Here is a 12,250-nt window from a genome sequence, read left to right on the forward strand (position 1 = left end):
ACATGGTCACCTCACTCGCTCCCGAGCGATTCGATGAGATCAGCGAGGCGCTGAAGGACGTCGTCGACCCCGAACTCGGCGTGAACATCGTCGATCTCGGGCTCATCTACGACCTCAACTGGGATGACGAGCACGACGCGCTCGTCATCAACATGACCCTCACGAGCGCCGGCTGTCCGCTCACCGACGTGATCGAGGAGCAGACCGCCGAGGCGCTCGACGGCACGGTCGAGCGATTCCGCATCAACTGGGTGTGGATGCCGCCGTGGGGTCCTGAGCGGATCACCGACGACGGGCGCGACATGATGCGCGCACTCGGTTTCGCGATCTGATCCCATGGACGGCGCGCCGGCTCCCGCTTCACGCGAGGGCTACACGCACGGCCATCACGAGAGCGTGCTCCGGGTCCACGAGTGGCGCTCGGTCGACAACTCCGCCGCGTATCTGATCCCGCACCTACGGGAGGGCCTGCGGATCCTCGATGTCGGAAGCGGGCCGGGGACGATCTCGATCGACCTCGCGCGGCGCGTCCGCCCCGGATCCGTCGTGGGCATCGACGCGTCGGCCGATATCGTCGAGCGAGCGGCGGGCCTGGCCGCGAGCCAGGGTGTGACGAACGTCGAGTTCCGCGTCGGCGACGCGTACACGCTGGACTTCGACGACGACAGCTTCGACGTGGTCCATGCGCACCAGCTCATGCAGCACCTCGCGCGTCCCGTCGACGCCATGCGAGAGATCCGGCGGGTCCTCGCACCGGGCGGGGTGCTGGCGGCACGCGATGCCGATTACGGCGGCGTGATCTGGAGCCCTGCGTCCGACGGGCTCGCCCGCTGGCTGCAGTTGAATCGCGACATCTACCGGTGGAACGGCGGGGAGGCGCTCGCGGGCCGCCTGCTCAAGCGGTGGGCCCGTGCGGCCGGGTTCGACGACGTCGAGGCCACGGGCTCGGTCTGGGTGTTCTCATCCGATCGCGAGCGAGAGTGGTGGGGCGGCGCCTGGGCGGACCGGGCGACGAAGTCGCAGTTCGCGGCGCACGCCATCGAGTCGGGTCATGCGTCGATCGCCGAGCTCGAATCCGTCGCAGAGGCCTGGCGGACGTGGGCCGTCGACCCCGAAGGCTGGCTGCTCATGCCGCACGGGGAGATCGTCGCGCGCGCCTGACGGCGCCGGCTCACCAGTCGTCGTCGGACTCTCCCGACGGTGCAGGCCCGGTGTCGACCGGCGCGGTCGTCACGATTGTCCCGTCGTCGAGCTCGGCGATCGGACGGCCCTCGAGCCAGGTCAGCGTCCAGTGCCGGCCGGTTCCATCGGCAGCGCGAGCTTCGGCGGCCTCGATGAGCGGTCGGAGGTCTGCCGGCACCGAGGCCGGCGGCTCATCGCCGAAGGACCAGCGCGTGCCGAGCCGCATCAGACGTCCAGCTCGAAGCCGATCGCGGCGCTGCGCCGTCCGAGCTCGTCGGAGAGGCGCAGGGATTCCGCGTCGGCGGGATCGTTCGTCCACGTGATGCGCGACGCGTTGAGCTCGGACGCCTGCTCGCGCACGAGGTCGAGCAGCTGCCGGCCGACGCCGTTGCCGCGGTGCGCGTCGCCGACGTAGAGGTCGTCGACCACGACTCCGGTGCTCGCGTCGAAGGTGCGCGATTCTGCGTGGTAGTGGACGAGACCGATCGGCGTGCCCTCGTCATCGACCGCGAGGGCGGCGCGCAGCGGATTGCGCGGCTCCTGGATCCAGCTCCACACGATGAGCGCCTTCGTGTCGTCGAGCTGCGCTCCGCGCGAGGCGCAGTAGGCGTCGAACAGGGGCAGCCAGCCGAAGAAGTCGTTCTCGGCGATGTCGCGGACGGTGACGCTCATGCGCGGGCCTCCTCTGCGGGGATCTCCAGCTCGACGTCGCGGACCTCGAGCTCGTCGGACGCGTCGAACTCGAGCACGCCGATGCGGCCGACGGCGCGCAGGTCGGACTCGGCGTGCGCGAGCAGCGCCGTTGCAGCGTGGGGTGCCGCGATGACCGCACGGGCGACCGGCGTCTTCTGCGACGCCTTCGCGTCGGTCTTGGCGCGACGGATGCCCGTGAGCGCGAGGCTCGCCAGTTCGAGCAACTCGACGCCCGCGTCGCCGCGCGCGGCGAGCTCGTCGGCCGTGGGCCACGAGGCCCGGTGCACCGAGCCGTCGTGCGACCAGCGCCACGCCTCCTCGGCCGCGAACGGGATCACGGGGGCGAACAGGCGCAGCAGCACGCTGAGCGCGGTCTTGAGCGCCGCGACCGCCGACGCCTGCTCCTCGCTCGCCTCGCCGTAGGCGCGCTCCTTCACGAGTTCGAGGTAGTCGTCGCAGAATGTCCAGAAGAAGGTCTCGGTGACCTCGAGCGCGCGCGCGTGGTCGTACGCCTCGAGCGCACGCGTGGCCTGCTCGACGACCGTCGCGAGTCCGGCCAGCATGCTCCGGTCGATGGGCACCGTGACGGCGGCATCCGCCCGGCCCTCGAACCCGAGGATGAACTTGGCGGCATTCAGCACCTTGATCGCGAGGCGCCGGCCGATCTTGACCTGCGTGGGGTTCTGCGGGTCGAACGCCGCGTCGGTGCCGAGGCGCGACGAGGCCGCCCAGTAGCGCACGGCGTCGGAGCCGTGCTGCTCGAGCAGCCCGGCGGGCGTCACGACGTTGCCCTTGGACTTCGACATCTTCTTCCGGTCGGGGTCGACGATGAAGCCCGAGATGGCGGCGTTGCCCCATGGCGCGACGCCGTGCTCGAGCTCGGCGCGGAGCACGGTCGAGAACAGCCACGTGCGGATGATGTCCTGGCCCTGAGGACGCAGCGAGTAGGGGAAGAGCAGCTCGAACAGTTCGGCGTCGCGCTCCCAGCCGGCCGCGAGCTGCGGCGTGAGCGACGACGTCGCCCACGTGTCCATGATGTCGTGCTCGCCCGTGAACCCGTTCGGCTGGTCGCGCTGCGCTTCGTCGAACCCGGGCGCCGGCGTCGAGGAGGGGTCGACGGGCAGCATCTCGCGCGTGGCGATGATCGGCTGGTCGAACACGGGCTCGCCTTCCGCGTCGATCGGGTACCAGACCGGGATCGGCACGCCGAAGAAGCGCTGACGCGAGATGAGCCAGTCGCCCGACAGGCCGCCGACCCAGTTCTCGTAGCGCACGCGCATGAAGTCGGGGTGCCAGTCGATCTCGCGGCCGCGGCTCACCAGGCGGTCGCGCAGCGCCTCGTCGCGCGCGCCGTTGACGATGTACCACTGCCGCGTGGAGACGATCTCGAGCGGACGATCGCCCTTCTCGTAGAACTTCACGGGGTGGGTGATGGCCTTCGGGTCGGCGAGCAGGTCGCCCGACTCGCGCAGGAGCTCGACGACCGCCTGCTTGGCCGAGAACGCGGTCTTGCCGGCGAGCTTCGCGTACGCCTCGCGTCCCGCATCGGACGAGATCGCCTCGGGCGCCTCGGCGATGATGCGGCCGTCGAAGCCGATGATCGCCCGGTTGGGGAGATCGAGCTCGCGCCACCACACCACGTCGGTCACGTCGCCGAACGTGCAGATCATGGCGATGCCGGTGCCCTTGTCCTTCTGGGCGAGGTGGTGCGCGACCACGGGCACCTCGACCCCGAACACGGGCGTCGTCACGGTCGTGCCGAACAGCGGCTGGTAGCGCTCGTCGTCGGGATGCGCCACGAGCGCGACGCAGGCCGGGATGAGTTCGGGCCGGCTCGTCTCGATCTCGACGTGGCCGCCGTCGGGCCGGTGGAACGCGACCCGGTGGTAGTGGCCGGGCTGCTCGCGGTCCTCGAGCTCGGCCTGCGCGACCGCGGTGCGGAACGTGACGTCCCACAGGGTCGGCGCGAGGGCCTGGTAGGCCTCGCCGCGCTCGACGTTGCGGATGAACGCGAGCTGCGAGGTGAACAGCGCCTCGTCGGCGATCGTGCGGTAGGTCTGGGTCCAGTCGACCGAGAGACCGAGCTGTCGGAACAGCTCCTCGAACTGCTGCTCGTCCTCGGCGGTCAGCCGCTCGCACAGCTCGATGAAGTTGCGGCGGCTGATGGGGACCTGGTCGGCCGGCTTGATCGTCTTGCCCTCGGTGCCCTCGTGCGGCGGCGTGAAGTCGGGCACGTAGGGCAGCGACGGGTCGCAGCGCACGCCGTAGTAGTTCTGCACGCGGCGCTCGGTGGGCAGGCCGTTGTCGTCCCATCCCATCGGGTAGAAGACCGACTTGCCGCGCATGCGCTGGAAGCGTGCGACGAGGTCGGTGTGCGTGAACGAGAACACGTGGCCGATGTGGAGCGAGCCCGAGGCGGTGGGCGGGGGAGTGTCGATCGAGTAGATCGAATCGCGCGTCGCACCTTCCCGCCGGAACCGGTAGGTGCCCTCGGATTCCCAGACGCCGCCCCACTTCGACTCGAGGCCCTCGAGAGCGGGCTTGTCGGGAATGCGCGCGGTGTCGGTCATGATGCTCCGGTTCGGTATATGCGGCACCGAGTCCATGGGGGTGCCTGAATGTGGACGCTCAAGCCTACCGGAGTCGGTGCATCCGCGCCGTGACCGGCCCGAACGCCGGGCGATCCCCATGACGGCGAGCGGATGTCGCGAGCGCGCGCCGCGACATCCGCTCGTCGCCTACGCGGCGACCGGCTCGGCCACCTCGCGGCCGTCCTCGGCGATCGGAGCGTGTCGCATGCGCGCCGCCGCCCACGCCGAGACCAGCGTGATGGCCGACAGCAGCGCGAGCACGACGCCGGGGTGCCACCACGCGAAGTCGGTCAGACCGCCGAGCCACAGCGTGACGAGCGGGATGAACCCGGAGATCGCGGCCGCGACGGCGTACGCGACCGACAGCGCCGAGTAGCGGTAGTGGTCGGCGAACAGGTCGTTCATCAGCCCGCCGAGCGCCGCCCATGACATGGTGGGCAGGATGCCGCCGACGATCATGGTGCCCACCAGGACGGGGAAGCTCGCGAACTGCAGGAGCCAGTACATCGGGAAAGTGATCAGCAGCGTCCCGAGCGCACCGTAGGCGACGACCTTCGCCGACCCGACGCGCGTGGCCCACCAGCCGAACAGCGGGATCGTGACCAGCTGCAGTAGGGCGCCGATCGTGGTCGCGATGAGCAGGCCCTGGAAGCTGAACCCGAGCGTCGTCACGCCGTAGTTGACGGTGTACGTGTTCATGAGCGAGTACGAGCCGATGCCGAGCAGCGCGGCGCCGAATGCGACGAGGAGCGCGACGGGCTGGGCGCGGAACATCGTGGCGAAGGGGACACGGTCGCGGCGCTGCTCCGACACGACCGCCTTGAACACCGGGGTCTCGTCGATCGAGAGGCGCAGCCACAGGGAGACGAGCAGGAGCGGGAACGCGAGGAGGAACGGGATGCGCCATCCCCACTCGGCCAGCTGGTCGGCCGGCAGCGCCAGCGTCATGACGATGAACACCACCGCGGACAGGATCGATCCCACGGGCGACCCGAGCTGCGGCACTGCCGCGTAGAACGCGCGCTTGATCGGGCTCGCGTGCTCGGTCGCGAGCAGGATCGAGCCGCCCCACTCGCCGCCGAGCGACAGGCCCTGGGCGACGCGGAGCAGCACGAGCAGCACGGCGCCGAGCCATCCGGCCTGCGCGTACGTCGGCAGCAGCCCGATGAGGCCGGTCGCGACGCCCATGATGCCGACCGTCCAGAGCAGGGTGGCGCGGCGGCCGATCCGGTCGCCGAGGTGGCCGAAGATCGCCGCGCCGATGGGGCGCACGACGAACGCGACGCCGATCGTGGCGAACGCGGCGAGCGTGCCGCCGAACTCGCCAAGCGGGTCGAAGAAGAGCGGGCCGATGAAGTACGCGCTGAAGTAGGCGAAGACGTAGAAGTCGAACGACTCGAGCGAGGTGCCGATCATCGACGCCCAGGCGACGCGTCGCACCGGGGAGGAGCTCGGAGGGAGGGGTTCCGTGGAGGGGACTGCAGTGGTCACGGCTGACCATCCTGACAGCGAGCGGACGGCACGACAAGGAACTTGTGCGATTCGCACTAGCACAAGTACTTGAAGTACCCGTTCGGGAGCCATAGGTTCGGATCGTGCGCATCCGACTCGACCTCGCGACGCCGGGCCCGCTGTTCGAGCAGCTCGCCTCCTCGCTGCGCGCCTCCATCGTCGACGGCCGCGTGGGCTACGGCGAGCGCCTTCCCGCCGCACGCGATCTCGCGTCGGCGCTCCAGGTCAACGTGCACACCGTGCTCCGCGCCTATCGGGTGCTGCGCGACGAGGGCCTGATCGAGCTGCACCCCGGCCGCGGCGCGACCGTCGCCAAGCGTCTCGGCCACCACACTGCGCTGGCCGGCGCCATCCACGACCTCGTCGACGAGGCACGCCTGAACGGCGTCGACGCCCCGGCGCTCATCTCGCTCATCCGCGAGGCGTACCGCTGAGCCGTCCGGTACGCTGGAGGCAACGACTGCGATCCGGCCATCACCGGGGAGTCTCCGGAAGAACGCGAGACGGATGCCGCGGCATCCAGCTCGTCACTAGAACCGGACGGGACCAGCCCGTCACAGCTGAGGAACGAGAGGCTCCGGCTCGGCCGGGGCAAGCGGGGTGGTACCGCGGTGGCGCTCGACGAGCGCACCGTCCTCGTGGAACCGGCGAATCCAGCAGGAGCGAGCGTTGTACCCCAAGGGCCAGGACCCCGAGCAGCAGTCCGTCACGCCGTCGCCGTCCTTCCCGGCGATCGAGCAGGCCGTGCTCGCGCACTGGAAGGCCGACGGCACCTTCCAGGCGTCCATCGACCAGCGCGAGGGCGCACCCGAATGGGTCTTCTACGACGGGCCGCCGTTCGCGAACGGCCTGCCCCATTACGGGCACCTGCTCACCGGCTACGCCAAGGACATCTTCCCGCGCTTCCAGACCATGCGCGGCAAGCAGGTGCAGCGCCGATTCGGCTGGGACACGCACGGCCTGCCCGCAGAGCTCGAGGCCGAGCGCCAGCTCGGGATCACCGACAAGAGCGAGATCGAGCGCATGGGCATCGCCGCCTTCAACCAGGCCGCGCGCGACGCCGTCCTCCGGTACACCGAGGAGTGGGAGGAGTACGTCACCCGCCAGGCGCGCTGGGTCGACTTCGACAACGACTACAAGACGCTCGACGTGACCTTCATGGAGTCGGTGGTCTGGGCGTTCAAGCGGCTCCACGACCAGGGGCTCGCGTACGAGGGCCACCGCGTGCTGCCCTACTGCTGGCGCGACCAGACGCCGCTGTCGAACCACGAGCTGCGCATGGACGACGACGTCTACAAGATGCGGCAGGACCCCTCGGTCACCGTGACCTTCCCTTTCACGGGAGCGAAGGCCGAGTCGCTCGGGCTCACCGCCGTACGAGCGCTCGCCTGGACGACGACGCCGTGGACGCTGCCCACGAACGCGGCGCTCGCGGTCGGGCCCCACATCGAGTACGCGGTCGTGCCCGCCGGCCCGAATGGCACCCCCGACGCCACCGTCCTTCGCGAGCGCGCCGGCGGCGCGGCATCCGACACCGAGGTGCTCGGCGGCGAGTACCTCATCGCCCTCGACCTCGTCGGCAGCTACGCCAAGGAACTCGGGTACGACTCGCCCGACGAGGCCCGCGCCGCCGTGCGACGGACCGTGCGCGGCGCCGAACTCGAGGATGTCACCTACGACCGGCTCTTCGACTACTACGCCGACGTCGAGCGGTGGGGCCTGCAGAACGCGTGGAAGGTGCTCGTCGCCGACTACGTCACGACCGAGGACGGCACCGGCATCGTGCACCAGGCGCCCGCCTACGGCGAGGAGGACCAGAAGGCGTGCGAGGCCGCCGGCATCCCCGTGTGGCTCTCGCTCGACGAGGGCGGTCGCTTCCTCCCCGAGGTGACGGATGTCGCGGGGCAGCTGTGGAGCGACGCGAACACGCCGCTCATCCGCCTGCTCCGCGCCGAGGGGCGCCTGCTCCGCCACGCGAGTTACGAGCACTCCTACCCGCACTGCTGGCGCTGCCGCAATCCGCTCATCTACCGGGCGGTGTCGAGCTGGTTCGTGCGCGTGCCCGAGTTCCGCGACCGCATGGAGGAGCTCAACCAAGACGTCGAGTGGGTGCCCGCCAACGTCAAGGACGGCCAGTTCGGCAAGTGGCTCTCGGGTGCACGCGACTGGTCGATCAGCCGCAACCGGTACTGGGGCTCGCCGATCCCGGTGTGGAAGTCCGACGACCCCGCGTACCCGCGCATCGACGTGTACGGCTCGCTCGAGGAGCTCGAGCGCGACTTCGGCCGCCTGCCGCGCAATCAGCACGGCGAGCCCGACCTGCATCGTCCGTTCATCGACGAACTCACGCGCCCGAACCCCGACGACCCCACCGGGGCGTCGACGATGCGCCGCATCCCCGACGTGCTCGACGTGTGGTTCGACTCGGGCTCGATGCCGTTCGCGCAGGTGCACTACCCGTTCGAGAACCGCGAATGGTTCGACACGCACAGCCCGGCCGACTTCATCGTCGAGTACATCGGCCAGACGCGCGGATGGTTCTACACGCTGCATGTGCTCTCGACCGCCCTCTTCGACCGGCCGGCGTTCAAGAACGTCGTGAGCCACGGCATCGTGCTCGGCAACGACGGGCAGAAGATGTCGAAGTCGCTGCGCAACTACCCCGACGTCAACGAGGTGTTCGACCGCGACGGCTCCGACGCGATGCGCTGGTTCCTCATGTCGAGCTCGGTGCTCCGCGGGGGCAACCTCGTCGTGACCGAGGAGGGCATCCGCGAGGGCGTGCGCCAGCTCATGCTGCCGCTGTGGAGCACCTGGTACTTCTTCTCGCTCTACGCCAACACGGCGCGCGAGGGCGGCTACGAGGCATCCCGTCGCACCGACTCGGCCGACGTGCTCGACCGGTACCTGCTCGCCAAGCTGCGCGACCTCGTCGAGGCGGTGACCGCCGATCTCGAGGACTTCGACTCCCCGCTCGCGGCCCAGAAGCTCCGCGACTTCGCCGACGTGCTCACGAACTGGTACGTGCGCCGGTCGCGCGATCGGTTCTGGCAGGGCGTCGATCCGGACGGCACGGGCACCGAGGCGTTCGACACCCTGTACACGGTGCTCGAGACGCTCACCCGGCTCGCCGCGCCGATGCTGCCCCTCGTGACCGAGCAGGTGTGGCGTGGACTCACGGGCGGGCGCAGCGTCCACCTCGAGGACTGGCCCGTGGCCGACGAGTTCCCGGCCGACCCCGAGCTGGTGGCCGCCATGGACGCCGTGCGCGAGGTGACCGGAACGGTCCTCGCGCTCCGGAAGCAGGCCGGCCGCCGAGTGCGCCTGCCGCTCGCGTCGCTCACGGTCGTGACCTCGCATGCCGCGGCGCTCACGCCGTTCGAGTCGATCCTTCGCGACGAGCTCAACGTCAAGCGGGTCGACCTGGTCGCGCTCGACGAGTCGAGCGCCGCCTCCTACGGCGTGACGAAGCGGCTGACCGTGAACGCGCGCGCCGCGGGCCCGCGCCTCGGCAAGCAGGTGCAGCAGGCCATCCAGTCGGCGCGCTCGGGCGACTGGTCGCTCGACGGTGACACGGTCGTGGCCGGCGGGATCGCTCTCGAGCCGAACGAGTACGAGCTGGTGCTCGAGGCCGGGGGCTCCGGCGAGGGTGGCAGCGCGCTCGGGCTCCTCGCCGAGGGCGGCTTCGTCATCCTCGACACGACGACGACCCCCGAGCTCGAGGCCGAAGGCCTGGCTCGCGACGTCGTCCGCGCCGTGCAGGAGTCGCGCAAGGCCGCCGGCCTCGAGGTGGGCGACCGGATCCGGCTCGAGCTCACGCTCGACGCCGCCGGCGCGGCCGCGGCCGAGGCGCACCGCGACCTCATCGCCCGCGAGACGCTCGCGACCGACCTGCGCATCGCCGCCGGCGACGCCGGCGGCGACGGCGCCCGCGCGGTGGGCGACGGGTCCCGGCTCGTGGTGACGCTGGCGAAGGCCGACGAGACCGCGGAGGTGACCGTCCCGTGACCGACGCCATCCCCGACGCGACGCCCGAGGAGCGCGACGCGGCCGACGCCGTGTACGCCGCGTTGCTCGCCCGCGTGGGCGAGGCCGCGCCGCAGCCGCGCCTCGACGCGACCCGACGCGCCGTCGAACTGCTCGGCGACCCGCACCGGGCGGCACCCGTCATCCACCTCACCGGCACCAACGGCAAGACGTCGACGAGCCGCATGATCGAGAGCATCCTCCGCGCAGAGGGCCTGCGGACGGGACTGCTCACGAGCCCGCACCTCGTGCGGTTCACCGAGCGGATCCGCATCGACGGCGAGCCGATCACCGACGAGGCCGTCGCCCGGATCTGGGACGAGATCGAGCCCTTCATCGGGCTCGTCGACGCCGAGCTCTCCGACCGTGGGGAGGAGCCGCTGACCTTCTTCGAAGCGCTCACGGTACTCGCGTTCGCGGCCTTCGCCGACGCTCCCGTCGACGTGGTCGTACTCGAGGTCGGCATGGGCGGGGAGTGGGACTCCACGAACGTCGCCGACGGCCAGGTCGCGGTCTTCACGCCCATCGCGCTCGACCACGAGTCGCGGCTCGGGCGCACGGTCGCCGAGATCGCTCGGACGAAGGCCGGGATCATCAAGCCCGGTGCCGCGGTGGTCACCGCCTTCCAGGCGCCCGAGGCGCTCGGGGTGCTGCACGAGGTCGCCGCGGCGAACGACGCGACGGTCGCGATCGAGGGCGGCGGCTTCGCCGTGCTCGACTCCCGAGTCGCGGTCGGCGGTCAGCTCGTCGGCATCCGCGGGCTCGCGGGGGAGTACCGCGACGTCGCGCTCCCGCTCTACGGGCGCCACCAGGCCGAGAACGCGGCCGTCGCCGTCGCGGCCGTCGAGTCGTTCCTCGGCGGCGGCGCCGTGCGCCTCGCCGACGACGTCCTCGAGGAGGGCCTCGGCGCGGTGACGTCGCCGGGCCGTCTGCACCCGATCTCGACCGAGCCCACCGTGCTCGTCGACGCGGCGCACAACCCGCACGGTGCCGCCGCCCTCGTCGAGGCACTCGGCGAGTACTTCGATTTCGACGAGGTGCTGTACGTGTTCGGCGTGCTCGCCGACAAGGACGCGGCCGGCATCGTCCGGGCGCTCGATTCAGGCGGAGCCCGGTTCCTCGTGACCCAGTCGGAGTCCGACCGGGCCGTTCCGGCGACCGAGCTCGCGCCATCCGTCGCCGCCCTCGTGGGCGCCGACCGCGTCGACGTGGCCGATCGGCTCGACGACGCGCTCGACGAAGCCCGCGACTGGGCCACCCGCGGCGAGAAGCGCGGGGTGGTCGTGACGGGCTCGATCACGCTCGTCGGCGACGCCATCGCCATCGCCGAGGACCGCGAGTGGGGCGCCCGATGAGCGACACGGCCCCCGATGCCCCCGGGGACGCGCCCGACGCCGCTGCTGAGCCGACGGCGCAACCCGCTCGGTCGCTCCGCCGCAGCCTCGCCTCGGTGCTGCTGACCTTCGAGCTGATCATCATCTTCCTCGCCGCGCTCGTGATCTGGGGGCTCTCGCGCGAGGACGGCGGCCCGTTCGGGCTTCCCACGTGGGTGCCGCTGGCCGCGGGCGGCGTGCTCATCCTGCTGACCCTCGCGACCATCGCGCTCCTGCGCTTCGAGTGGGCCTACGTGCTCGGCTGGGCGCTGCAGGTGCTCATCCTCGCCGCCGGACTGCTCAACCCCGCGATGTACCTGATCGGCGCGATCTTCGGCGGCATGTGGGCGTACTGCATGATCGTCGGCGCGCGCATCGACCGCGCCCGGGCGGCGGAGGCCGCACCGGGTACCGAACCAGGAAAGGAACCGGCATGACCACCGCCATCGAGGAGACGCTCGTCCTGATCAAGCCTGACGGCGTGGCCCGCAACCTCACCGGCGAGATCCTCCGCCGCATCGAGGCCAAGGGCTACTCGCTCGTCGACATCCGGATGGTGCAGGCCGATCGCGAGCTGCTCGCGCACCACTACGCCGAGCACGAGGGCAAGCCGTTCTACGAGCCGCTCCTCGAGTTCATGCAGTCCGGGCCCTCAGTGGCGGTCCGCGTCGCCGGCAACCGGGTCATCGAGGGCTTCCGCGTGCTCGCCGGCACGACCGACCCGACCACGGCCGCGCCCGGGACCATCCGGGGCGACTTCGGTCGCGACTGGGGCCTCAAGGTGCAGCAGAACCTCGTGCACGGCTCCGACTCGGTGGAGTCGGCCGAGCGCGAGCTCGCGCTCTGGTTCGCCTGAGCGCGTCGCCGGGCGGC

11 protein-coding genes are annotated in these 12,250 nt (G+C 70.9%); 7 read left to right on the forward strand and 4 right to left on the reverse strand.

The features are described 5' to 3' along the window. The first annotated feature begins 2 nt into the window (after positions 1–2). On the forward strand, positions 3–332 hold the full coding sequence (locus BLT99_RS05430; protein ID WP_092669939.1) for a metal-sulfur cluster assembly factor: 330 nt from the start codon (positions 3–5) through the stop codon (positions 330–332). Positions 333–336: 4 nt separating this feature from the next. Beyond that, entirely contained in the window at positions 337–1,161 is an 825-nt protein-coding gene (locus BLT99_RS05435) for a class I SAM-dependent methyltransferase (RefSeq protein ID WP_092669941.1), read from the forward strand. Between the two features lie 10 nt (positions 1,162–1,171). Here the strand turns inward: BLT99_RS05435 and BLT99_RS05440 are convergent, their stop codons facing one another. The 4 genes from BLT99_RS05440 to BLT99_RS05455 all read right to left on the reverse strand — a co-directional run bounded on the left by BLT99_RS05440 (position 1,172) and on the right by BLT99_RS05455 (position 5,957). Beyond that, complete coding sequence (locus BLT99_RS05440) at positions 1,172–1,408, reverse strand: hypothetical protein (RefSeq protein ID WP_092669943.1); 237 nt, start codon at positions 1,406–1,408, stop codon at positions 1,172–1,174. Further along, positions 1,408–1,854, reverse strand: a complete 447-nt coding sequence (locus BLT99_RS05445; protein ID WP_092669945.1) for a GNAT family N-acetyltransferase — start codon at positions 1,852–1,854, stop codon at positions 1,408–1,410. The genes BLT99_RS05440 and BLT99_RS05445 overlap by 1 nt, the downstream gene beginning before the upstream one ends. Next, complete coding sequence (gene valS / locus BLT99_RS05450; protein ID WP_092675677.1) at positions 1,851–4,445, reverse strand: valine--tRNA ligase; 2,595 nt, start codon at positions 4,443–4,445, stop codon at positions 1,851–1,853. Before valS ends, BLT99_RS05445 begins: the two co-directional genes overlap by 4 nt. Positions 4,446–4,613: 168 nt before the next feature. Next, positions 4,614–5,957, reverse strand: a complete 1,344-nt coding sequence (locus BLT99_RS05455) for an MFS transporter (RefSeq protein WP_229724641.1) — start codon at positions 5,955–5,957, stop codon at positions 4,614–4,616. A 104-nt stretch (positions 5,958–6,061) separates the two neighbouring features. Here BLT99_RS05455 and BLT99_RS05460 point away from each other — a divergent pair, with 104 nt between their 5' ends. The 5 genes from BLT99_RS05460 (at position 6,062) to ndk (ending at position 12,233) form a co-directional block, all read left to right on the forward strand. Continuing rightward, positions 6,062–6,412, forward strand: coding sequence for a GntR family transcriptional regulator (locus BLT99_RS05460; RefSeq protein ID WP_092669947.1), 351 nt, complete (start codon positions 6,062–6,064; stop codon positions 6,410–6,412). A gap of 235 nt (positions 6,413–6,647) precedes the next feature. Beyond that, positions 6,648–9,986, forward strand: coding sequence for an isoleucine--tRNA ligase (gene ileS / locus BLT99_RS05465; RefSeq protein WP_166670919.1), 3,339 nt, complete (start codon positions 6,648–6,650; stop codon positions 9,984–9,986). Beyond that, positions 9,983–11,359, forward strand: coding sequence for a bifunctional folylpolyglutamate synthase/dihydrofolate synthase (locus tag BLT99_RS05470; protein WP_172802964.1), 1,377 nt, complete (start codon positions 9,983–9,985; stop codon positions 11,357–11,359). Before ileS ends, BLT99_RS05470 begins: the two co-directional genes overlap by 4 nt. Then, the gene (locus BLT99_RS05475; RefSeq protein WP_092675689.1) at positions 11,356–11,814 is read left to right on the forward strand and encodes a DUF4233 domain-containing protein; all 459 of its coding nucleotides are present in this window, start codon (positions 11,356–11,358) and stop codon (positions 11,812–11,814) included. The genes BLT99_RS05470 and BLT99_RS05475 overlap by 4 nt, the downstream gene beginning before the upstream one ends. Beyond that, positions 11,811–12,233, forward strand: a complete 423-nt coding sequence (gene ndk, locus BLT99_RS05480; RefSeq protein ID WP_092669949.1) for a nucleoside-diphosphate kinase — start codon at positions 11,811–11,813, stop codon at positions 12,231–12,233. The genes BLT99_RS05475 and ndk overlap by 4 nt, the downstream gene beginning before the upstream one ends. Positions 12,234–12,250: the final 17 nt, after the last annotated feature.

The sequence above is a fragment of the Agromyces flavus genome, from assembly GCF_900104685.1.
Taxonomy (GTDB): domain Bacteria; phylum Actinomycetota; class Actinomycetes; order Actinomycetales; family Microbacteriaceae; genus Agromyces; species Agromyces flavus.

Bases quoted from the DNA above. Each gene is read 5' to 3' on its own strand.
- BLT99_RS05430 (WP_092669939.1), top strand. From the start codon at position 3: ATGGTCACCTCACTCGCTCCCGAGCGATTCGATGAGATCAGCGAGGCG.
- valS (WP_092675677.1), bottom strand. From the start codon at position 4,445: ATGACCGACACCGCGCGCATTCCCGACAAGCCCGCTCTCGAGGGCCTC.
- ndk (WP_092669949.1), top strand. From the start codon at position 11,811: ATGACCACCGCCATCGAGGAGACGCTCGTCCTGATCAAGCCTGACGGC.
- BLT99_RS05435 (WP_092669941.1), top strand. From the start codon at position 337: ATGGACGGCGCGCCGGCTCCCGCTTCACGCGAGGGCTACACGCACGGC.
- BLT99_RS05475 (WP_092675689.1), top strand. From the start codon at position 11,356: ATGAGCGACACGGCCCCCGATGCCCCCGGGGACGCGCCCGACGCCGCT.
- BLT99_RS05445 (WP_092669945.1), bottom strand. From the start codon at position 1,854: ATGAGCGTCACCGTCCGCGACATCGCCGAGAACGACTTCTTCGGCTGG.
- BLT99_RS05440 (WP_092669943.1), bottom strand. From the start codon at position 1,408: ATGCGGCTCGGCACGCGCTGGTCCTTCGGCGATGAGCCGCCGGCCTCG.